General features: G+C 50.6%; 17 protein-coding genes. 4 read left to right on the plus strand and 13 right to left on the minus strand.

Annotation, left to right across the window (positions count from 1 at the left end):
- Window positions 1-42: 42 nt before the first annotated feature.
- The 4 genes from Mal48_RS08145 to thyX all read right to left on the minus strand — a co-directional run bounded on the left by Mal48_RS08145 (window position 43) and on the right by thyX (window position 4220).
- Entirely contained in the window at window positions 43-1611 is a 1569-nt protein-coding gene (locus tag Mal48_RS08145; RefSeq protein ID WP_145197836.1) for an FG-GAP repeat domain-containing protein, read from the minus strand.
- A gap of 51 nt (window positions 1612-1662) precedes the next feature.
- On the minus strand, window positions 1663-1878 hold the full coding sequence (locus Mal48_RS08150) for a hypothetical protein (RefSeq protein ID WP_145197838.1): 216 nt from the start codon (window positions 1876-1878) through the stop codon (window positions 1663-1665).
- A gap of 10 nt (window positions 1879-1888) precedes the next feature.
- Entirely contained in the window at window positions 1889-3154 is a 1266-nt protein-coding gene (locus Mal48_RS08155) for an EGFR-like transmembrane domain-containing protein (protein WP_197442166.1), read from the minus strand.
- Window positions 3155-3308: 154 nt separating this feature from the next.
- A complete protein-coding gene (gene thyX / locus Mal48_RS08160; RefSeq protein ID WP_145197842.1) occupies window positions 3309-4220 on the minus strand; it encodes an FAD-dependent thymidylate synthase in 912 nt (303 codons plus the stop codon).
- 388 nt (window positions 4221-4608) lie between these two features.
- On the opposite strand from thyX, the gene Mal48_RS08165 reads away from it, so the two are divergent.
- On the plus strand, window positions 4609-5829 hold the full coding sequence (locus Mal48_RS08165) for an FAD-binding oxidoreductase (protein WP_145197844.1): 1221 nt from the start codon (window positions 4609-4611) through the stop codon (window positions 5827-5829).
- Window positions 5830-6124: 295 nt separating this feature from the next.
- The gene (mtnA, locus tag Mal48_RS08170; protein ID WP_145197846.1) at window positions 6125-7183 is read left to right on the plus strand and encodes an S-methyl-5-thioribose-1-phosphate isomerase; all 1059 of its coding nucleotides are present in this window, start codon (window positions 6125-6127) and stop codon (window positions 7181-7183) included.
- A 379-nt stretch (window positions 7184-7562) separates the two neighbouring features.
- On the opposite strand, the gene Mal48_RS08175 is transcribed toward mtnA, so the two are convergent.
- Together Mal48_RS08175 and Mal48_RS08180 are read right to left on the minus strand one after the other, a co-directional pair.
- Window positions 7563-9299, minus strand: coding sequence for a sigma-70 family RNA polymerase sigma factor (locus Mal48_RS08175; RefSeq protein WP_145197848.1), 1737 nt, complete (start codon window positions 9297-9299; stop codon window positions 7563-7565).
- A 1229-nt stretch (window positions 9300-10528) separates the two neighbouring features.
- Complete coding sequence (locus tag Mal48_RS08180) at window positions 10529-11770, minus strand: outer membrane protein assembly factor BamB family protein (protein WP_145197851.1); 1242 nt, start codon at window positions 11768-11770, stop codon at window positions 10529-10531.
- A gap of 267 nt (window positions 11771-12037) precedes the next feature.
- Here Mal48_RS08180 and Mal48_RS08185 point away from each other — a divergent pair, with 267 nt between their 5' ends.
- Window positions 12038-13366: a hypothetical protein gene (locus Mal48_RS08185; protein ID WP_145197853.1), complete on the plus strand. Its 1329-nt coding sequence runs from the start codon at window positions 12038-12040 to the stop codon at window positions 13364-13366.
- A gap of 255 nt (window positions 13367-13621) precedes the next feature.
- Here the strand turns inward: Mal48_RS08185 and Mal48_RS08190 are convergent, their stop codons facing one another.
- Window positions 13622-13876, minus strand: a complete 255-nt coding sequence (locus Mal48_RS08190; protein WP_145197855.1) for a hypothetical protein — start codon at window positions 13874-13876, stop codon at window positions 13622-13624.
- 50 nt (window positions 13877-13926) lie between these two features.
- Between Mal48_RS08190 and Mal48_RS23730 the strand changes: the two genes are divergently transcribed.
- A complete protein-coding gene (locus Mal48_RS23730) occupies window positions 13927-14061 on the plus strand; it encodes a hypothetical protein (protein WP_261341967.1) in 135 nt (44 codons plus the stop codon).
- Window positions 14062-14127: 66 nt separating this feature from the next.
- On the opposite strand, the gene Mal48_RS08195 is transcribed toward Mal48_RS23730, so the two are convergent.
- From Mal48_RS08195 to Mal48_RS08220, 6 genes are all read right to left on the minus strand, one after another.
- A complete protein-coding gene (locus tag Mal48_RS08195) occupies window positions 14128-15945 on the minus strand; it encodes an arylsulfatase (protein WP_145197857.1) in 1818 nt (605 codons plus the stop codon).
- A 76-nt stretch (window positions 15946-16021) separates the two neighbouring features.
- Window positions 16022-18358, minus strand: a complete 2337-nt coding sequence (locus Mal48_RS08200) for an alkaline phosphatase D family protein (RefSeq protein WP_145197859.1) — start codon at window positions 18356-18358, stop codon at window positions 16022-16024.
- 106 nt (window positions 18359-18464) lie between these two features.
- Complete coding sequence (gene rnpA, locus Mal48_RS08205; protein WP_145197861.1) at window positions 18465-18833, minus strand: ribonuclease P protein component; 369 nt, start codon at window positions 18831-18833, stop codon at window positions 18465-18467.
- A gap of 434 nt (window positions 18834-19267) precedes the next feature.
- A complete protein-coding gene (locus Mal48_RS08210) occupies window positions 19268-20401 on the minus strand; it encodes a gluzincin family metallopeptidase (protein ID WP_145197863.1) in 1134 nt (377 codons plus the stop codon).
- 306 nt (window positions 20402-20707) lie between these two features.
- Window positions 20708-21247, minus strand: coding sequence for a molybdopterin adenylyltransferase (gene mog / locus Mal48_RS08215; RefSeq protein ID WP_145197865.1), 540 nt, complete (start codon window positions 21245-21247; stop codon window positions 20708-20710).
- Window positions 21248-21381: 134 nt separating this feature from the next.
- Complete coding sequence (locus Mal48_RS08220; RefSeq protein WP_145197867.1) at window positions 21382-22227, minus strand: tetratricopeptide repeat protein; 846 nt, start codon at window positions 22225-22227, stop codon at window positions 21382-21384.
- Between the last annotated feature and the right edge of the window lie 77 nt (window positions 22228-22304).

A 22304-nucleotide genomic window follows, 5' to 3' on the forward strand; every position in this document is an offset into this window, starting at 1 on the left:
CACTGACAGACCGCTGAATTATTCCACGGATGTGAGATTACATCACTTGGATTCCTTGATACCCTCGTTCCAGAAAATGCTGAGGGATGCGGATTTGGAATTCTTAGATGGAAGGAAATGTCCGACTGCGATGTCGACATTTCCATCGGAGTCGAAGTCGCCGATTTCCATGCAAGAATAGACCGGATCACCCGATTCGATTGTGTAACGTTGAAATTGCCCCGGTTCCACTTGCTCAAGCCAGATTACGGAATCGAAAGATTGATTCTGTCCATCTTGAAGAACCTTGTGAGGCAGCAAAGAGACAGCGACGATGTCGAGGTCTCCGTCACCGTCAAGGTCATCAGCTAACGCACGATGGACACCCGGAAAGAACGCCAATCGGTGTTCCTGAAACTTCAGGTTCCCTCTGTTTTCCAACCAACTCACACCGTGGTACGGTTTCGCGAGGGCAGAGTCGAAGGTGTCTCCGTTCGTGTAGAGGATGTCCATGTCCCCATCCTGGTCGAGATCGACCAGTTCGATACCGCTCGAACCGTATGAAGGGTCTGGTGCTGAATACAGGACGACTTTTTCGAACCCGTCTTCTTTGTTCAGGAAGGCGACGACTTCTTCAAACTCTTGACTGATGAGCGCGACAAAATCGAGACGCCCATCGCTGTTCAGATCCACGGTCGGGATTTGAATCGTCCCGGGGCGGTCGTCGAGCAATGTTTGGTGGAACTGGGGAATTCCTGAATCGCTATCAATTCCTTGGTTGGTCAGCAGATGTATACCACCAGTGAGGTGCCATCCAAACTCAGCTACGATTACATCTTCTTTTCCGTCGTTGTTGAAGTCTCCAGCCCGTACATCTGCAACCCGTCCGATTCCCCCCAGAATCGTGACAGGTTGCGAGTCGTTCGAGCGGAAGTCCGGAATCCAGACCACCTTCCCTAAGTGATGGTCTTCGGGAAGAAAACTCCCGAGATCAGCAATGATTAGGTCATCCTGTTGATTCCCGTTCAGATCACAACGACGAACAGCCACGGGGCTGATGGTAGCCTCAGTGTTGGGGGCGATCTGACGGCCGTCGAGGGTGAGTCGGCTGAACAGCCCATGCTTCATATCGCTGAACTGGAAGGTTTGGTCTTGAACTTTGGACCATTCCAGAAATGAAGTGCCTGGCGCATCTCCTTTCGTTGAGTCCGAATGGAAAGGTTTCAGAGTCTCTTTCCGAAAGGAGACTGGACTCGGGGGAGAGGCTTCCAGAGCCTTTTCTTCAAGCAGAGTTTCTTCGAACAGTCTCTCGGGGGCGAGTGCTCGGTAGTAAGCGGTTACGTCCGCTTGTGGCGGCGGAGTGAGGTCCGTTCGCGCCGATGTGTAATAGAAATCGTAACCACGTTTGACCTCTTCGTACCACGCTGACTTTGGAAAGCTGGACGGATGTGGCGTTTTGTGACAGGCACCGCAAAAGTGTTCGATTTGTTGTTTTAATTCTTTGTCGTCGAGAACTGATCGCTTCGAGCTTTGAGTTGTCGACTCGCTCGGCGTCGTCAACGCTTCAGAACGACACCCGGAACTGATTGTCAAAGTAGAAAGGCAAAGCAGGATGATTTGCTTCGACAGCATTGAACTCCACCGCTTCCAAAATTTGTTACGTATGGTCAAAGTCTGAATCGACTACTCAATAGCAGATTGCGATACGTGATTCAATTTCAGATCAGCTGTGCTCCCGAGGAGTTCACCTTGCCGAGTGCCCCCTGCCCCTGCCCCTGCCCCTGCTGAGTGCCAGTGCCAAGCCAGTGCCGGACGCGTGTCACAACTGAAGTTGCCGATCACTACGAGGCGGGCAATTGGTGAAGTCACGGAGGTGTTCTTCACAGGGAGAACAGGCATTGAAACTGCCTTAAAATGGATTGCCTATTCCGCCACCGATGGGCGGCATGAACGAACTGCCGCCACCGAACAGGTCTGCGAGATCTTCAATGATTGATCCCGGAATCGAAACTTTCGAATTCACCGTCTTTCCAGAGCCGCTCAGAGAAACAGATTTCATGACTTCCTGCATTTTCATCCCCATCGAACGCTGCTGCCGGGTGAGAACAAAGTTGCCACTTTCGAGCTCTTTCTGCTGCTTATCTAAATTCTCTTTTGATTTGACCAGTGCGTCTTGTGCTGTGGTGAGAGCCGTTTGAGCCGTTTCGGGTTGTAGGAAGTTGAGAGCAACGTTCAAGTCTAAGTCGTTGGAGAATTTGATAGTCCCGGAGACCGATTCGAGTTCGGACGGATCAAATGCGCCTCGTGTCATCATCCCCGCTGGCGATTGCGAGAGAGTCGTTCCGGGAGAGATCGAGCCGAAAATGACATCTCCTCGAACGGGAAGAAATGAGAACTTCTCCGCCGCTGTACATTCTCCGTTGCGGTCAATTGCAGCGTGCAGCATCTCTTTGGGACCAGCCACGATTGTTGTGCTGTTAAGTAGAAATCCTGCGGTCGTATCGTTGGGGATTTCGAATATTGTTTTGCCCGCATACGAAGAAGAGGTGACTCCCTCCCCGAGGTTATTGGGGTCAATCGGTTTGGTCGAATAAATCACCATCATCGGTTGTTGGCGATTGGCAGGAATTCCGACCACGATTTTTTCGATGTCCTCGATCTTGAGCTCGCCTCGTTCTTTGAGTTGAGCTTTGATCTGCTGACCCGCTTCGCTGGTTCTGAGTGGTTTCATGACTCCAGACTTCCAGACATCGGCGACGCGAATCTCGACGTATGTTTGTGTGTCATTCGGTAGCCAGGCCATACGGTTTGCTGAACCGCCCAAGCCCTGAAGAAGCGGAAGCACGAAGTAAACTCCGAGACTTAATACAGCGAGAAACAACACTCCTCCGCCGACGATGGCTGCAATGGCTCCTCCAGAAACTCCCGATTTTCCTTTCTTTCGGCCCTTCTTTTTTTTCTTACTCCCTTTTTTCGAAGACGTCTTTTTTTTCTTTCGTGGTACAGGTTCGAAATTGTCATCAAATCCGTCGTCGAATCCATCATCGAAGTCGCCTTCGGAATCGCCAAAGTCGTCTCCCCAATCGTCATCAGCCGGGGCCGCCTGGGTAGGCTTCGCAAGTTGTATGACAAAAGGCTCGCTGCATTTCGGGCAACGAACCTTCTTGCCGACCATCGACTTGTCCTTCAATTTCAACTTTGAAGAACAATGCGAACATGCAACAACGAACGGTGCAGCCATGGTTGTGAGTCTCGCTTGATGGGGGATCGCAGCCTCGAACAACTGAGCGTCTCATGAAATTGAAATGCAGTGATGTTCGGAGTTCAGTCTATTCCTGTTCCTGCATGATTCCCATGCGGATCAACTTGGAGCGACATTCGTCACGTTCACGCGATCGAGTGAGCTCTTTCCAAGTCGAGTCTTGAGATTCCAGAAACACAGTCTCGTCGAAAGGTGGTGAAATTTCGTTTTCAGCCGCGTATTGGTGCATTCGCTGAATGACTTCGACATCCAGTCTTGTCAGGAACATTGCGTTACGGCGGTAGTCTTGAAACGCTTCCCAGGCGATTGGAAAGAGTGGCTTGACGATATTTTCGCCAATGGCTGTTGCATATTGGCGAATTTCCAGTTGTGCGTGGGAATCCATGCGCAGAGCCAGGAAGTGCAGCAGGTTGTGCAGATCGATTTTCCAGTAGGCTTCTGTATATGTGCAAAGCGGAAGATCTTTACGCGCCTGCTCCCGTGCAACGCCAGCATCAATTCGCTCTTGATACATGCGACGGGTTGCTTCTTGGAACTCCGCTTCAGCTGCTGACAGGCTTTCACCACGGTCCGCATCGAGGAATCCTTCGCTCCCCTGACGATTCATGGTCGCTTGAGTTCGCCATTCCTCAGGTGGTGTGGTTTGAGCAGAATCAATCGCGACAGAGTAGCGTGTGCTGTACTCGTTCACGTTTGCAGTTCGGTGACGGATCCATTGTCTCCAGCAATCCATCGGAACGCGGACAAGGATTTTCAATTCCGCCATCTCAAACGGAGTGGTATGCCGATGCCGCAGCAGGTAGCGAATTAATGTCCTGTCGTCAGAGACCTTTTTCGTGCCTGCTCCATAGCTGACTCGAGCGGCCTGAACGATCGAACCATCGTCGCCCATACAGTCGACCAGACAGACGAATCCATCATTCAAAACTGGAAATTTCTCCCAGCGTAACCGTTCAATTTCACTCGCGTTTGAAGACATGGACTTCCTGAGAACTCTTAGATGTAAATTCGGATTGAGATTGCTGGCTCAGCTCTTCCTGAACTTAAGCCGTAAGACCAATCAAATATGGAATCGGCCCATTATGAGCGGCTGAGACTCTGAGTTCAATGATGCCGTCAGGGAATCAGGATGTTTCGAAATCTTGGCTCAGAATGCCTTGAACTCTATTCGCAGGCTGGTCATTCTGTCTTCAGAGAAACGATTTTATGTGTGCATCCGGTCGGTGGTGATGAGGAATGCAGCGGGATTGTCCCGACCCTGATAAGAGTCTTTCGGTCGCAATTTGAAGGTTTTGGGGGAGAGAGGACACTTCGAGGACCACCAATGAGCAGCTGCGACCCGAATTTAGTGAGAAAGAACAAGTTCCGTGCCAACAACTGAATGGACCCCGACGACAGTCAGCGAACTCAGTCGGATTGTATCAGAGAATTTTCAGGAGCAAAAATCCTCGTTCATGCCGGTCGGGGGGCGCACTTCTCTACATTCTGCAGGCCAGGTCTCGGGCGAGACAGTCCTTCTGGAAACTGGAGAACTGAATCAAATTATCGAATATCCCTCCCGCGATATGACGATCACCGTGGAGGCGGGAATTCGATTCGAGACGTTGCAGAAGGAACTGGCTAAGGAGAAACAGCGGCTTCCTATCGATATCCCTCAGGCGAGTCGAGCTTCTCTCGGAGGAGCGATTGCGTCGAACACAAGCGGACCCTCTCGATTCGGTTACGGAACCTTCCGTGATTATGTTATCGGGATTTCTGCGGTGGATGGACAAGGGCGATTGTTTTCTGCGGGGGGGAAGGTCGTCAAAAATGTCGCTGGCTATGATCTCGGCAAATTATTGATCGGCTCGATGGGAACACTGGCAACGATTACTGAAGTCACCTTGAAGCTTCGACCGATTTTTGAGACACGAGTGATTGTCATCGCCTCCTTCGAGCCCGAGTTTGATCTGGATGCTGTTCTCGTCGCGATGGACAAGTCTGCCACGCGTCCCTGTGTTCTCGATCTCCTGAACACGAAGGCAGCCTGGCAGTTAGACGGCGAAGCGAATCTGAAGTTGCCGGATGGGAAAACCTTACTGTGGATTGAATACGAAGGAACCGCAGCTGAGACAAACTGGCAAGCGACCACGGTTCTCGAGGAACTCAAGCAATATCGACCAGAGGATGTCGTCACAATTGAAGACGATTCGCACGAGCAATTTCACGATGCCTTGCGAGAGTTTCAAACGGCCTCGGACGATCCGATCACATTCCGAGCCAGCTTGCCGAAATCTCGGTGTGCTGAGTTTCTAAAACTGGCGACAGAAGCAAATGTCGCAGCCCAGGCACACGCCGGAAACGGTGTTGTGTACGGCCATCTTCCAGATCGATGTACAACTCCGCAGGTCGCAAATGAGATTCTACTGTCACTTCGAAACTTTGCCGAATCACATCAAGGGGCGTTGACGGTGCTGAGTTTTGATGGTGAATGGGCAGACAAAATTGATTTATACGGCCGTAGAAATTCTGCATGGGGGTTGATGTCCCGGGTCAAAGAAACTCTTGATCCAGAAAAACTTATGAGCCCAAATCGATTTATCACTTAGAGAGTTTTTGAAAATAGACGGGATCTTTCTCGTGGAAGTGAGTGATTCATCACTTGTGAAACACCTTCATAGAGGCAAGAAACACGAAAGTGTTCTCGTGCACGTCCAAATTTGTTCTTCGGGTTCTGACGTGTTCTACTCGTGGTAGGCGGAAGTGACCTGCTCTGTGAGTTCATTCAAGTCCACTCAAAGCTTGCGTTACGGGTCATCAACACCCGAGGACATCAAGGTTTGTGCAGATCCCTTAAAATTATTGAATTCAAACAACACACGAACACAAACAGGAACATCTCACATGTCTGAACACCCTCGTACAATGCGCTGGAATGGCGACTCTCATGGCTGGTTGACAATGATCGACCAGACTTTGTTGCCTGTCGAATTCAAAGAGATTGAATGTCGAACCGTTGAAGAGATTTGGGAAGCAATCAAAATGCTTCGTGTCCGTGGCGCCCCCGCGATCGGTTGTTCAGCTGCATATGGAGTCGTCATTGGCCTGCAAACCTTGGCAGATGACGCTGATCGAAAAGAGTTCGATGCTCGATTGGAGGAGGTGGCGACCTACCTGGCTGGGAGTCGCCCCACCGCGGTCAATTTATTTTGGGCGCTTGATCGCATGAAGCGGGTCGCTGCTGAGAATCAAGAGCTTGCACCAAAAGAGATGCACACTCGACTTCTGACTGAAGCGGTCGCAATCGAAGATGAAGATCGCGAAATGTGCGCAGCCATCGGGCGACACGGAGCGAAACTGATTGAATCAGGGACCGGAATTCTGACGCATTGCAACGCCGGAGGTTTAGCAACAGCCGGAGATGGAACGGCTCTCGCAGTGATGTTCGCTGCAGCAGCACAAGGGAAAGAGATTCAAGTCTATGCCGATGAAACACGGCCACTCCTTCAAGGAGCTCGGCTTACGACATGGGAGTTGCAACAGCGAGGCGTCCCTGTCACGCTCATTTGCGATTCCATGGCAGGTCAGGTGATGAAAGAAAAACGGGTGCAGGCGGTCATTACCGGAGCTGACCGCATCGCAGCCAATGGAGATGCATGCAACAAAATCGGGACGTATTCTGTTGCAGTTCTCGCCAAGGCTCATGGTATTCCGTTTTACGTCGCCGCTCCTTCAAGCACTTTCGATCTCTCACTGGAAAATGGTGAACTGATTCCTATTGAGGAAAGGCTCGCTGAAGAGATTACGGATGGGATGGGAAAACAGACCGCTCCAGCTGATACGAATGTTTACAACCCTGCATTTGATGTCGCTCCCGCCGAACTGATCGATGCGATTATCACAGAAAAGGGAGTCATTCGCCCAGTCACGAAAGAGAACGTCAGAGCAATGCTGGAAGCTTAGAGCATCTTTCGAGTTGGCTTGCAGGATCTGCCTCGTGGCGAACAGCATTTTACTAGAACTGATCCTGAAACCTGAACTTGTGCTCTCAAACACTGAGAAAAGTCATCATTTCATAAGTTTCCGGACTGGTTCTCGATAAATGCGTTCTACATGGGCACAGGGGAGAGCAAACTGCTCTACCCTCCGGTGAGTCAACTGGGGGGGGGGAAGTCAACGACCACTCAAAATGCAGCGATATGCCTGCAGGCCAATTGTGAACTTGCTCCAACATCCATCAACTCACCACGCGCCATCTGTCACCAAAACATAAAAAAAGCACCAAACTCTGGTTTGGTGCTTTTTTGTTGAATACAGGTCAAGATCGTTATCGTAACGAGCGTTAAACGCTGACGACTTCTTCACCTTCGGGGACATTTTCACCTCCGGCATCTTCTAGAAGTTCGTCGGCTTCTCCGCTGTAAAGCGACTCGACAAATCCTCGCAGGTGCTCGGCACGTGTTTGGTGTTGGAGCTTTCGGAGGGCCTTCGATTCGATCTGGCGAATACGTTCTCTGGTCACTTTGAAGATGCGTCCAGTCTCTTCCAGCGTGTAGCTGTAACCATCACCAAGGCCGTAACGGAGTTTAATGATTTCCCGTTCACGATACGTGAGGCTCTTCAAGACGTGATTGATTTTGTCACGCAGCATTTGGTGCATGGCGGAATCAGCAGGTGTGTTTTCGCTGGAGTCCTGCAGAAAGTCACCGTAGCTGGAGTCTTCGCTTTCGCCGACTGGAGTATCGAGGCTGATTGGATGCTTCCAGGTTTTCATGATCCGTTCGGTTTCTTCGACCGAAAGGTCAACTGCTTCAGCGAGCTCTTCAGTGGTTGGTTCGCGACCGGTTTCCTGTCGGATCTGTTCGCTCTTGGCTTTCAGAGTTGAAATGCTCTGGAACATATGAACCGGAATACGAATGGTTCGAGCATGGTCAGCAACAGCGCGGGTGATCGCTTGTCGAATCCACCATGTGGCGTATGTCGAGAACTTATAACCACGTCGGTATTCGTACTTTTCAACACCACGCATGAGACCTGCGTTTCCTTCCTGAATCAGGTCCAGGAAGCTCAGGCCACGGTTGCGGTATTTCTTCGCAATCGAGACGACCAGTCTCAGGTTTCCTCCGGAGAGTTGCTGCTTAGCATGTGTCCAGGCATCAAATCGCTGACGGATTTTGCTCAGACGAGCTTTGTACTCGGCAGGCGTTTCGCAGGTCATATCGACCAGTTCTGCGAGTTCTTGTTTCATCATCTCGACTTCACGGGCAGCCGAAGGACGTCGACGCAGCAATTTGATATCGCGAACGAGTTCGTTCATGCGATCACCGATTTGCTGCATCCGTTTGTAAACCGGTTGCAGGCGGTGTGTTCGCACAGACAATTCTTCGGCAAGAGAACACATCTTACGGCGACGCAGAACCATTCGAGAACGAGCGGCTTTCTTCTGGTCGTCTGAAGCTTTCTCAGACATCGTCAGTTCGAAGTCTTTACGGTTCTCTGCGAGCAAGTGCTTGAGAGTCGGCAAGTTGACGGGCATCCGGCCGAGGATCTGCTCTTTCTTTGTGTTCTCGGTATCCGAGGTTCGCAGTGTTCGCTCGAACGGCAAATCGCCGGTGTGCACTTGATCAAGAATGTCGACCGCTGTAGTCAGGGAGAAATCGGACTCCATGAGTGTGCGGCGATATCGTTTCCGAGTGATCTCGATCTGTTTTGCCAGGAAGATTTCGTCTTCACGTGTTAATAGAGGAATGTTGCCCATCTGGCTCAGGTACATCCGAATCGGATCACGAGAAGACATTGGAGTTTCAGGCTCAATGAGTCCGCGAGCGACAGCAAGTTCGGTCACCTCAGGCTCACTGGTCTGCTGCTCCATCCGAGTCTTTTCTGCAACGGTGTCCGGTGCAGACGGATCGTTCATCAGTGGCAGATCTTTTTCTTCGAGAGCCTGAATGATGCGGTCCATCATGACAGGATCGCCACCTTCATCTGGCAAATACTTATCCACAGCCTGGTAGGTTAAGTAACCAAGTTTGGTGGAACGATCAATCAATCCTTTGAGGCCTGAATCCAGTCGATGCACGGCTCACTCCCAATATGAATCAAATTCGTGTGTTTGAAAATATAAGTCCCGTAAAATTAAAATCACGGGCAACTCTAAATAAATATCTGTAAAGACGTCTCCGAAGTCTTTCTCACAAATCGAAGGTCATTCTGCAGTCGGAAGAATCCGACTGGTCATTACGACCCTTGCAACTTGAATTACGTTTTGAGAGCGTTTCTGGAGATCATGCTCGTTTTCGTTATCTGACAATCTGTATGATTGTTCTTTTTGTCGTACCAACAACTGGTCGTTTGTCTGACGGTTGTGACGAACTGCCGAATCTGCTTAAGTCGACTGGTCGACTTAATTGAGAATGTGGACCAGCGAGACAAAGCCTAGCCCGGTGGCACACCAATCTTTGGATCGTATACGCACCATTTGATGATTCTTTGCACGAGTTTGAACTTTATGGCCTAGTACGCTCCATGAAGAGACCCTCTTCATGGGATTCGCGATTCTTGTAAGTCGCACCAAACTGTTCAAATGAGAATGACTCGATGTGAAAGAATTGTGTGAGCAACCTGATAAACGATTTCTGCCTTGAATTGAGGAACGGCCCCCATCGTTTTGCTCACTCTGGTATATATCAAGCTGATTGAGACCAGAGTGGTTGCGGCAATTTTCTTCGGCAGGTCGTAATCTACTTTTTTGGTAGATTTGGGGTGAGTGCATCCTTACTCTCTCCCGGCTAGTGAACAATTGACACGTCTTAACACTGACACGCCTTATTTTACTAACACGCCTTGTTTTATCGCTGACACGCTTGGAGGGCGTGACAAGCCTGGGCAGTTGAGAAGATGACAAAGAATCTGGAACTCGGATTTCTAGAACTTGAAGTTGTTGTAACGTCATGTCAACAAACAATTTCTGAATCCTCAAGCGGCCTCGTTCAGTTGTCTTATTCTTTCTCAACTGAAGAGCCATCGTAACAAAAGCTTCCCCCTCGTCCACGCAAATTTTTTTTAATCGGCTGATTTCTTCAAAAAACATAAAGTTCGCTATCTAAACAATTATTAGACGCGAAATCTCGTTGCGTCAACGAGGTTTCCGTCAATTTTCAGCAGTTGAGTTAATCGAAGATTCATCTGCGTAGAGTTCAGCAACCGGGAGGTTGGATGACAAACTGCAACATCGAACGTTGATGCAGTGACAAACAGGCATTTCGCTCGGTAATTCCTGACATCGTCGGGAATTGTGCTGAGGAGACGTTATAAACCGGGCGCAACCGCAAGACACTTCAACACGTCTTGATCCCGGAGATACAGGCGACCGTTAGAAAGCGCTGGAAGCGCACGAACCGTGCCACGCAACGGACGTGCCTTTGACAGAACTTTCGTTCCAGCCGGACTCATCTCGGTTAAGAGAAGTTCGCCGTTCGTCTTGCAAATGAGAATTTTCCCGTCGGCTCCCAGAAGTGTGCCGTACCCGAAACTCTGCTTTGTCCAGAGGACTTTTCCGGTTGCGGCTTCCAGGCACTTCAAATCTGCGGGAGGAATATCGTCGCGACCATCGATGACATAAAGATGTTCCGCTGCATAGATCGGTGTACAGTACTGAGTTGCGAGCTCCTTCGGGCCATCCCAGATGGTTTTAAAATTCAACAGGTTAAATTTTGCATAGACCGAGCCCAGCCCGTAGCTCGAAGTCACCAACAGATGTTCTCCGATGACTAGCGGCGTTGCCCCATTGACTGTCGGTCCGCGCTGCCCGAAGGGAAACTGAAACCGGACGGTTCCCGATTTGGCATCCATGAGCAAGCATCGGTAACGCGTCACGACGAGAACATGTTTCATCCCGTTCACCAGACATGTTGTCGGAGCGGCATAGCTGGCGGGCTCGTCAGTTTTCTGCCATTGAACAGCTCCGTCTTCCAGAGCAAAGGCGACCATCCCGGCCTTCTTCTTCGATCCGCCAACATTCACAATTACCAGATTGTCCACGACGACCGGGCTGCTTCCGGCTCCGAAGTACCCTTCCCTTGCTCCGAACTCTTCATGCGTTTTGACTTGCCAGCGACGCGTTCCCGTTTCGAGGTCTGTGCAGGTCAAGACTCCTTGAGCACCATACGTGATGACACTTCCTGCGGAGATCGTCGGAACACAAAGTGGGCCTTCTCCGCCACCGACTTGCGGGTAGAATGTCGTCGGATAGCCAGATTTCCAAAGTGTGTCACCCGTTTTCACATCAAGGGCTTCAACGACTTCCTCATTCCGGACACGATGAAAGAGAATCGCCCTGTCCCCGACGGCAGCGATCCCAGCGTACCCGCTGCCGACTTCCTTTTCCCACAGAAGCTTTGGTCCCTCTTGCTCCCATTTTGAAAGCAATATTTCATCGTTCGCCGCGATTCCATTTCGTTTCGGGCCCAAAATTTGAGGCCAATCGCCTGCATCCGAGGTTGCACAAAGCAACATCATGCAGGCAAGACTCCCTGATAATAACCTCAGCATTCTGTCTCTCCGTAGTAATTTTGATTCATTGATTTACACATCTTGTGCAGAGCTGAAGCAAGGTTCAAGCAAGGAGACTTGGATTCTGTGAAACATTTCTTCTCTCAGCAAAAATCATTCACAGGGAATGACATGGAAGTGAAGGTGCGAAAACGCTCGAAATAGTTTGAGCGATTCGGCACTCAGAAACGTACTCCTTCTATGAGAAATTCCTTACAGTTGTGGGGGCTCATGCTTTTCAACAGGTCTCAATAAAAACGCAATTTTATGTCCGATGATTCCACTAAGGCTGGCTTTTTTCGATCAAAACGCGTTTTCGCCCTCTGCTCTCTTTCCGTGCTTGCAGTCGTAACACTCCTCGTTCTCTTCTTACTCAGGGGGGGGACATTAGGAGCTAAGCTCACTGAAATTCGGGAGAAAGGACTGCCGACGAGCCCCAGTGAACTCAACGACTATTACGCCGTTCCTGCAGGAGTCGCAGACCGGACTGATGCCTGGCAAAAAGTCTTTGACCTTCTGGAAAATGCTGACTTAGAAAACCGTGGGCAAGCGTTGCCATACATCGGGAACGGACCGACTCCGGTTCCACCACCTGGAGAAAAATGGGACCAACTCGCTCTCTCGCGAAAGTTTCTTGTGGAGCACGAGCAGGAAATTGCAGCGATTCATGAAGCTGGTGCCGAAACTGGGCAGATTCGGTTTCCACTCGACTTCACACTTGGGAACCCGCTTCAATTTGAGATCAGCAGCCGCCCACGCACCATCGCAAGGTTGCTCTCACTTGATGCGCACGTCAGTACGCATGATGGGGATTCTGAGCGGACACTCAACGATATTCGTTCCATCTTTGCCATTTCAGACGCCCTGCAAGGAGAGGTGATTCTAGTCCGTCATTTGTTAAGAAATGCCCTTCACGCGATGGGAATTTCTGTGTTGGAAGAAGTGTTCAGCCACAATGACTGGACCGATGAGGATTTGGCTGCACTGCAAGAAAGCATTCGGCGTGCAGATTTTCGCGACGAACTGATCTTTGCGTTACACGGAGAGCGGGCTATCAGCCTTAAACTGATCGATATGATCTCTTTTGGTCCATTTCGCTCATCAAGTAAAATTGAATTGATTCGTTTGACGGATAGAACCGTCTCGGGGGTGGAAGAATCCTGGATCGCGGGGATCGATCGCCAAAAAGAGATCGCAGCGGAGAACACCGCGAATCGGGGAAAGGGGATGAGCTGGCTCAAATTTCAAGCTGTTTTTGCACTGGCACCTGTTTATCAACAGACGGTTCTCTCTGGGGCTAGAGCGGTAGCACGACAGCGGTGTGCCCTCGTCGCCCTGGCAGCGAAACGGCATCAGCTCAGGCATGGTCGCTATCCCACATCACCTCAGGATATTGACAAAGACTTGATTGGTCCCGGCGAGCAGGTGGAAGAGATTCTCACCGATCCGTTTGACGGGAAGCCTTTACGGTGGATCAGTGAGGACGCTCGGCTGCTCGTCTACAGTCTTGGAACTGATCTCAAGGATGATGGCGGAAACACAATAGACACCGACGAAGCATCAGCGCCTGATGTTGGCTTCTGGATCGACAAGTGAGAATAGAATTTGATTCGCCGGGACTCGAGCAGTTTCCTCAACCGTTTGCCCGTGAAGAACGCATTTTTCTAGTAAGGATACTGTTCGCCACGAGGCAGAACCTGCAAACCAATTCGAAAGATGCTCTAATCGGATACCCACCCGTTCGCTTCACATTGCAGCTACATAATGCAAATGTGCAATCGGAATCGTCCAGACGGCAAGCTGACACATTCCGTTCTCGGCCGCTACCCACCGTTACCGTTACCGTTACCGTTACCGGGACGCCTTCTTTGGAAGCGCGACTGCATAGAGCATCGTCACTCCCCCAACTCCAATGCACGTAAACGCCATCCATTCGGGTGGATTGAAGATTCGCACTCCCCCGTCAGAGAGGGTGGTGATCAGCTTAATGATTGCGGAATCGGTCGCAGAGAATCTTTTCGTCAGCGCGACCTGGTCAACAACAAATAGACCGGCCCCGCAAAGAGACAAGTACAAACCCATTGTTAAAAACGCTGCGCGGATCATCGTTACTTCCTGAGAGTTCGAGAGACAACTCTTGCTCAAAGAATCTGGCGATGGCTGAAATTTCTTCAGCGATCAAGCAGAATGACGAAAACAATGATGCCCAGCCGCAACCAATCCTTGAAAGCAGTACAGTTAGCATGAACCACACAGTCGGAGTACGAGCCAATCTCTGCCTGGCAGGTTAGGTAAAGCTCGAACGAGTCTCCAAAGTGTGAGCGCAATGACACCACTCGAAATGAGACACCTGTATATCAATTTTTGTTGGCTGGCTGCTTTGTGACATACACAAAGTACGCACCGTACTCAGTCCCATCATCAGTCTTGAACAGAGTTGTTAAACGGGTTTTGCCCGCTTTCAATTTCAGGTTGAAGACAATTTCCTTCTCTCCCGGTTTGACGATCTTTGTTGTTTTGAATTCACCTTTTTCTATCATCTCGCCGATTTGGATCGATGCTCGAACAGGTTCGATCTGCTTTCCCGGTGTTGTTCGGTAAGCTTTCACGCCGGGGACATCTGCTCCGGGGGGGAGTGGTGCGTCGATGGGGAGGTCGATTTCCTCTGGCCAGCGACGTAATCGAAACTCGTATTCTCCATCTTCAACAACGTTGACGTTCCAAAAGCCAGTGTTCTCCTCTCCGTTCATCGCTTTGCGAACCTGGCTTTGGTTCCACGGAGTCATTTTTGTCGTGATCCAATCATGTGAAGTCAATCGCGTGGGATTGTCCTTGGGGTGTCCCAGAGCGATCGCGGTTGCATTGCTGAAAGTTGGCAACAGTTCTTCCCACCACGCGTCGTAGAAGTTGGTCAATCGCTCGACGACTTGCGGGTGCCCCGAGGCAACATCTGACTCTTGTCCCGGATCATTCTTGATGTCGTACAGTTGCTTCCCGTTGATGAGACGCCACTTTGAAGTCATGACTGAACTCTGTCGCCATTTGATCGGATCTTTGACTCGCTGCGAGTCGGTAACGAGAATTCGATCTGGCCAATCGGTCGCATTATCTTGAAGTAACGGCACGATGCTGCGACCGTCAAATTTTACATTTTGAGGGGCAGCGATTTTGCAAAGCTCGATCAACGTGGGGAGCACATCGACATGAGCGGTGATCGGTTCCACATCACGACCGCCGGTCAGGTTTCCTTTCGGCCAGTGAACAAAGAATGGGACGCGATGTCCGCCATCGTACATGCTCCCCTTCCCTGCACGCATGTCGGCGTTGAACAGTCTCCAACCGGAGGACGATCCATTATCGGTCGTGAAAATGAAGATCGTGTTTTCGGTCAGCCCTTCTTGATCAAGGAAATCTCGGAGTTGCCCAACATTGTGATCGATATTGGCGATCATGCCGAAGAAGTTTTGCAGACCGACGTTATTGAGTGACGCATACGGTTCGCTGAACTCCTCGGGTGAGTGCATCGGTCCGTGTGGGGCGTTCGTCGATATGTAAGCCAGAAAAGGTTTCTTCGCCTTTTTCTGCTCACGTATAAACCGTTTGGCGTAATCGAAGAAGACATCAGTGCAGAACCCTTTCACAGGCTCAGGGGTTCCGTTGTGCCAGTAGCTGCCATCGAAATAGGCGTTGTCCCAGTAGTCTGGAGTTTGTCCGACGCCACCTCCGCCATGTCGCAGGACTTCGGTATAGCCTCGATCTTCCGGACGATATGGGTAGTTGTCGCCAAGGTGCCATTTGCCGAACATTCCCGTGGCGTAGCCCGCATCCTTGAAGACCTGCCCCATGGTGACTTCGTTTTCACGAATCATTGAGCGTCCCATGATCGTGTGCCAGACACCGGTCCGATTTGTCCAGTGTCCGGTCAACAAGGCTGCCCGCGTTGGCGAGCAGGTTGGTGAAACGTGGTAGTCGTTGAGTCGCACAGACTCTGCGTAGAGTTCGTCGATCTTCGGCGTTTTCAAGACGGGATTTCCGTGACACGAAAGATCGCCGTACCCTTGATCATCGGTGATCACAATGACCACATTTGGTTGATCCGCCGCCTGGAGCGGACTGATCAAATGCAGCACGACGTAGAGGAACGAAGTTGTCAGGGCGATTGAAGATCGAAACATTCGTAGAGATCCTTTGGCAACAGCGGCCGCGCGACGATCGGAACCGCAAAGTGTGAAGTTGGGTTTTTCCGTCGTGTTACGACAGTTTATTCTCACCGCTGTTTTCCGATTGGTGGATCGTCACAGGCCAACCAGGAAATTGATTGGAGGGTTTCCCATCAGTCACATCGATCAGGAAGCGGAAGGATTCGATGTGAAACGTTTTCTTGGACGTGTCGATCGTCACCAGCCCAAAACCACTACCTTTTTGCTCGGCTCGATCATACCGATTTTTCTCGGTGGCGACTTCTGGGTTGCCGACAGCGTACACATAGACCTTGTTGCCAAGACCGTCGATGTATTCGCCCGTATTGGCAAGTCCATGCTGGGGACGTTTTTCGTGAGGCATTTCAATTTCATCGGGTCGCCACCAGCGAGGATATCCCACACCAATGGCTGGGGGGCAGAATGACCAGTTGCTGTCTCTCTGCTTGTGGACACCATATTGGCACAGCGTCGTCAGATGCTGATCTCCGTTGATGTGCAGCGTTTTCGATTTCCGAATGATATCAATCGCTCGGTTTCGAGCAGTTTGCGGCCATCCTCCTGAGTCGAGATCGGCTTTGAGATACCCATCGTAGTTCCCATGATGGGTTGCGACTCCGGCGAAGACGGTTTGGCTGAGCACAACTTTCATTGAGTGCCCGCGCCAATCTTCAGACCAGGCTTTCAGGAATTCTTCCTGCCGTTCTCCGAGTAGAACAAGTCCCGGTTTATCGAGGACGGAGGTGTCGAAGTCTTTATCGGGAACGTGGTCTGCGCGTCCGCTTGCCGTGTCGACATGCTCGGGACCCGATTTCCATTGGCGATCTGCAATCACTGCGAAGCTGACGTCGCCATAGACGACATCGCCAAAGTACACACTAATGTCTTGCTTCGAAGGAGCGGGGTCGTAAAAGTCCGGGTGATGGCTGACACATGTTGTATGGACCACGTTCACCATTTTCGCTGGCTCGCGATAGCCCCCTTTGGAAGAGGCTCCCTGGTCGATACCTTTCATCTTTGCTCCACCCTCGCCCCAGATGTTTCCTTGGAAAACATCGTGGTCATCGGGGATGCAGAGCGTTGGACGGTCTTTCATTGCTTCGCGGAATGACCAGCCGAATTGATAGAACTTGCGAAGGTAATTCAAGATCGCTGGGTCTGCTGGCTCACGAATAATGCCGTATCCACCATGTGACTCGTAAATCTGGTCGCCGGAAAAGTACAGCATGTCCGGATCGAGCTTCACAACATTGTTCGCGACCGGTTCATACGGAAAGGCGTAGTCGTTCTGGCAGGTCAGTGCGCCAAAACGAAGGGGGCGTCCGGTTGGATTCGCTTTAATGAGACCTGACCATTCGGATGAAACCGCTGCTTCACCCTTTCTCTTTTCTTTGTAGAGTACGCGGTATGGCGTTTCCTGTTTTTCATCCCAGTTCGGAATCCGAAAGGTTGCGACCCAGGCGTCAGTGTCGAGTGGAGCCTCTCCCAGTGAAGACCATTCTCCATTCTTGCGGATCTGAAGTTCGACTGTTTGATTGTCATCCTCACCAAGCGGGCCGGTCAGGGCACTCAGTTTTAGAACGAAACCTTCATCGCTGCGTGAATCGCTTAAGGAATACATTGTCCATAAGATCGGGCCGAATTCCCGCTCCGGACGAATGGTGAATGCTTCTCCAGAGACCGCCCAGTTTCGAAATCGGTATCGCGTCTTTCCGATGTCTCGATTCGGGTTGCGGCGGTTGGCAATATTATAGTTGTTGACCAGTGCGATGTTTCCCGGGAATGCCGTACCGGGCATTTGCGTCGATACGGTTTCAATTTGCTCACCCGCTTCTGAAAGTAGATTGAGTGTGACGCGATACCCTTTCGCATTTGGAGTCCCTTGAACCTGTAACGAAAACTTTTCCTGTTGGAAGTCTACCGGGAGATCTTTCACCGCTCCGCCGATTTGGAGCTTTCCTTTTGAAATGCCGATGTTGACCCCTCTGGGAATGAAGCAGTTGCTCCGATATTCATTGATGTCGCTCCGGATTCCCATGCGGAAACCAACCCCTCCATCGAGCCCTTTCTTTTCTGCAAGTTCGACGTCGACCGACATTGCGAACGGTTGGTTCGTTTCAGTGAATTCATGAGTGATCAGGTGGATATTCCGGTTACCGCCGAACGATTGGCATTCTGCCGCTCCCTCAACAACTTTCCAGTCCTCCATCGGATTTGCCCAGAATTGACGACCCAGCCAAACTCGATCAACCGTGTTCGCCCATTGATCGATGGGGGGCTGTGGTTTATTCGTCACAAGTTTTTGTGCTTGTGCGATTCGATCAAGTCCCAAAAGTGTCGATCCAAAACCGATCACTTTCAAAGCAACCCGTCGTGTCAAAGAAGTCATTCGTTGGCTCTCCATTGCTGTCTCAACTGTGAAAGATCACTGGAAACATCTTAATGACTTCAAACCGGAAGTTCGACAGGAGAGCTCAACGGAAACTTGTGTGAACTCAGCGAAGCGATTTTTCAACCCGCTCAGACAACTCGACAATCGACTGGCGGTAGTCTTGAAGAGTCGCTTTTGAATTGGGGCGAGGGATCAGAATCAGATCCAGGCCAGCGGGGATTCGATGTTGTTCCAGGCGAAACGCCTCTTTGAGGAGTCGCCGTATGCGGTGACGTGCAATCGAGTTTCCGTTCTTCTTGGAAACGCTCAAGCCAATCCGAGACCAGCCAAGGTCATTCCGAGCAGCGAAGATCAACAGCGTTCGATTACTTGCTCTTTGTTTCAGAGAGTAGATTCTTTGATAGTCGAGAGAACTGCGAACTCGCCGAAACTTGGGGAACTTTAAGCGTTCAGAATTTTCGTGGTCGTTCACCGAAGTGTCCACTTGATTACGGGGATTCTCTCTTTACCAAACGGGAGAGGATAGAGCCCACAATCAACTGGTGCAAGAACGGATCGTCAGGAGCTGGGGCTCAACTTATTGTTCTTTGGGATGATTGTCTTAGCTGGGGTGAACGGGACAATGGTCCCGTTCTACGGCTCGGAGCCCGTTCTACCTTTGGTTTTCTTTCCGTTTGATGCGAGGCGCATCGGTTGCTGTGTTTGCAGAATTAATCTTTACAGCAAGAAAAGCAGCTATGGTGATCTTAACTGGTGTAGGAACAGGCTTTGAGAGATGGCAAATGATGCAGCTTCAAAGGCAGGGACTTCAGGAACTGGGGCTCAACTTATTGTTCTTTGGGATGATTGTCTTAGCTGGGGTGAACGGGACAATGGTCCCGTTCTACGGCTTACGTGAAGCATGTTCTAAAATGCTCGCATCTGAGGGAACTGATAGGCCTTGGCGTTGGGATTACTGGAGATTCCGTCTGCAGTTGGGCTCAGTGATTCTCTGGGAATTGGAGGAGCGACCAATTTTTGTTTTCCAGACCGCAGACGGGAATCTCCAGCGTCCCCACGAACGCTCTCTTGGTTCATACTGGAGTTGTTGATTTGTGATGGGCGATTCGATTCAGGCTGATGAACGGTTTTTACTGGTGCCGGTCCGGTTCTTCTGGATGCAGATCGCAAGCCTCGTGGGATCATGGCGAGTGGTTCAGGTTCGTCAGGACTCTGCGAACGAATGACTTCTCCATGGCCAGCTTGTCCTGCATCAGCAAGAGCTTCTCCAGCTGGCAGCTGGAATTCTGGGCTGCCTGCGAGGACCCAATCGGTCCACTCAGCTTCAAGGTCGTTAATCTTTTTGAAGCCGTAATGTTTTTGGATGGCAGCTGTCCAGCCGTGGGTATGGGCATCGTCAAGAAAGTTCAGATAGACGGTGCGACCTTCTTCTCCTTTTTGTCCAACAAGAAAGCGAGCCAGTGAAAAGCCTTCGGCGTACAGAGTCAAAACGTCCTGCATATCTTCTGGGTATTCACGGATCGTCAACAGTTTTTGCAGCGGGATTCGACGATTTGTTTTGATTACTCTGTCGAGAGTTTCGATCTGACGAGCTTGTTCTGAGCGATGTTCGAAGAGAGTTGCTGCCCCTTCATCTGCCCAGCGGGGCAACGGGCGACGAAAGTGTGAAGCAAAGATTGTGTGATTCACTTCGTGTGGGATAACGGAATCCAGAATTCGCTCAAGTGTTCCTTGAACTTTCATATCCCAACCGTAGACCTGTCCACCATCGAAGGTGAAAGTTGTTGATCCACCAGCACCGATTTGACCAACTTTGACTGAGATGGGACAAGGGCGATACCAGTTTGGCAGTTTTTTCCCAAGCCAGGCAATTGCCAGATCTTCGCGCCAGACCTCGGCACATCGGCCGACTTTTCTGGCGATCTCGTCAGAAGGTGCTGTGACGATAAAATTCGTTGTCTGGTGCGTCGCACCAACAGCTACGTTCGAGAAGAAACAGACTGTCAGACAGACCGCAACGTTTCGCAGTTTCGCATCCATGCGCTAGACCGTGTCGATTAGTTTGTCGGGAGGGGGATTTTCGCCGGGGTGGCGGGGATCAGGCTTCAGCATTGTGTCGATTCGCGAGTTCCATGCGTTTCGACACTTTTTGTTAATGCAACTGCCGGACCAATTGCTGTATCGAACTAAGTTCTCTGCGTGGCGAATTCGCAAGTGGTTTCTAGGTAACGGCTTACGGGTTTGTTGGAGGGTTGGGGCGGGCCAGCCTGTTCTTGAAAAAAATTCAAAGTCAGATGATGCAAGATGCAGCAATTACATTTATATACCGTTCCCATTGCAGGTCAATCAGTTCTTTTTCTTGGGACGGAACGCCACGATTTTCTCTGGGACAGTTTCTAGGTATGGCCCTCCGATAAGATCGATGCAGTAAGGAATCGCAGGCATGACAGCATCGAGGCATTCCTTGATTGCCTTTGGCTGTCCGGGGAGATTGACAATGAGTGAACCTCCCCGAATCCCGGCGGTCTGGCGGGAGAGTATTGCGGTCGGGACTGCTTTCAGTGACTCCTGCCTCATCAACTCTCCGAAGCCTGGCATCATCTTTTCACATACAGCTTCTGTTGCTTCGGGGGTGATGTCACGATGGGCAGGGCCTGTGCCTCCTGTGGTGACGATCAAGCAGCAGTTCTCTGTGTCTGCGAGTTTCATCAACGTTTCGTCCACCAATGGACGCTCATCTGGGATGATCTCCCGGACTGGCTCCCAATCGGATTTGAGAACCGCTGAAAAGTAGTCAACTAAAGCGGGACCTCCGCGATCTTCGTACTCTCCCCGGCTTGCCCGGTCAGAAACAGTGACAATTCCGATACGTGCTTTTGTAGTCATTTACGTAATTTCAGTTTCGCTAAGAATTCAAGTTCAGCCAGATGATTTCACTGATCAACAATCCATCCTTTGACCTGGCATTTTCAATGCTGGTCGTACCCGTGAAGGTCACATTCATGACTTCATAGACTGCTCTAAACGGATGTTCTTCGAAGGAGCCTCTTTGCACGAGTTCTCCAAAAGAGATGTTTTCGGGCAATCGCTTTCGGGCTTGAGTCGAGATCAACAATAATGCTTTGTAGTGTCTGACGTGCTGCTTCTTTTTGATTGTTTTCAATTTGTAGCTTCGCCAACAGGTACATCGCTTCAGGTTGTCGCCACTTCTTCGCATGTTTTTCAAGGTGAGCCAATGCCTGCTCATTCTGATGCAGACCTGCGAGGCTTTTCGCGTAAAGATGAGAGACATCACCGAACTTGTACGATTCGTCAACTTCCAGGATCTTCTCCAACTTCTCTTTTGCCAGTTCGTACTGATCAAGCTGATACTCAAGCGAAGCGGCTCCCCACAAGGCTGCGAGGTTGTCTGGTTCTTTCTCCAGAGCTTTCAGGAAGGCAGCGAGTCCCTTTTCTTTGAGGCCAACTTTGCGAAGTGCTTCTCCATACTGGACAAACTGGTGCGCATTCCCAATTTGCAGTGTTGCCGTTTCCAAGACCCTTAATTCTCGACCTTTGGTCCAGCGATGTGTGAATGCTGGCAGTTTGACTTGGCTACTCGGCAGCCAGCGAGCGATGAAGTAGATGAATGGGCCAAATGGCTGGGTTAACAGAATAATCCACAACCACAGGAATCGACCCGGGTCGTTTCGGACACAATAGTACATCATCCAGATCAGAAACGGGAGATATAACAGACTCATCCAACCAGTAGTGAGCGCCCAGAGGTAGTCAAGAGGCGTAATTTCAACTGGAAGGGACTCTTGAGCCGCCTCGTACTCGAAGCGCTCAGTGGTCCCCGTCGCTTGTTCGAATATCAACCACATCTGTTTGGTGTCTCTGAAAAAAGTCGCTGAGAGTGTCCATCGTCAGGCATATTGTTTCATATTTTTCGCCTCTTTGC

This window comes from Thalassoglobus polymorphus (assembly GCF_007744255.1).
In the GTDB taxonomy this organism is placed as follows: domain Bacteria; phylum Planctomycetota; class Planctomycetia; order Planctomycetales; family Planctomycetaceae; genus Thalassoglobus; species Thalassoglobus polymorphus.

Coding starts and splice junctions, on each gene's coding strand:
- Mal48_RS08145 (WP_145197836.1), bottom strand. CDS start 1,611: ATGCTGTCGAAGCAAATCATCCTGCTTTGCCTTTCTACTTTGACAATC.
- Mal48_RS08150 (WP_145197838.1), bottom strand. CDS start 1,878: ATGCCTGTTCTCCCTGTGAAGAACACCTCCGTGACTTCACCAATTGCC.
- Mal48_RS08155 (WP_197442166.1), bottom strand. CDS start 3,154: ATGGTCGGCAAGAAGGTTCGTTGCCCGAAATGCAGCGAGCCTTTTGTC.
- thyX (WP_145197842.1), bottom strand. CDS start 4,220: ATGTCTTCAAACGCGAGTGAAATTGAACGGTTACGCTGGGAGAAATTT.
- mtnA (WP_145197846.1), top strand. CDS start 6,125: ATGTCTGAACACCCTCGTACAATGCGCTGGAATGGCGACTCTCATGGC.
- Mal48_RS08180 (WP_145197851.1), bottom strand. CDS start 11,770: ATGCTGAGGTTATTATCAGGGAGTCTTGCCTGCATGATGTTGCTTTGT.
- Mal48_RS08185 (WP_145197853.1), top strand. CDS start 12,038: ATGTCCGATGATTCCACTAAGGCTGGCTTTTTTCGATCAAAACGCGTT.
- Mal48_RS08190 (WP_145197855.1), bottom strand. CDS start 13,876: ATGATCCGCGCAGCGTTTTTAACAATGGGTTTGTACTTGTCTCTTTGC.
- Mal48_RS23730 (WP_261341967.1), top strand. CDS start 13,927: ATGGCTGAAATTTCTTCAGCGATCAAGCAGAATGACGAAAACAATGAT.
- Mal48_RS08195 (WP_145197857.1), bottom strand. CDS start 15,945: ATGTTTCGATCTTCAATCGCCCTGACAACTTCGTTCCTCTACGTCGTG.
- Mal48_RS08200 (WP_145197859.1), bottom strand. CDS start 18,358: ATGACTTCTTTGACACGACGGGTTGCTTTGAAAGTGATCGGTTTTGGA.
- Mal48_RS08210 (WP_145197863.1), bottom strand. CDS start 20,401: ATGGATGCGAAACTGCGAAACGTTGCGGTCTGTCTGACAGTCTGTTTC.
- mog (WP_145197865.1), bottom strand. CDS start 21,247: ATGACTACAAAAGCACGTATCGGAATTGTCACTGTTTCTGACCGGGCA.
- Mal48_RS08220 (WP_145197867.1), bottom strand. CDS start 22,227: ATGTGGTTGATATTCGAACAAGCGACGGGGACCACTGAGCGCTTCGAG.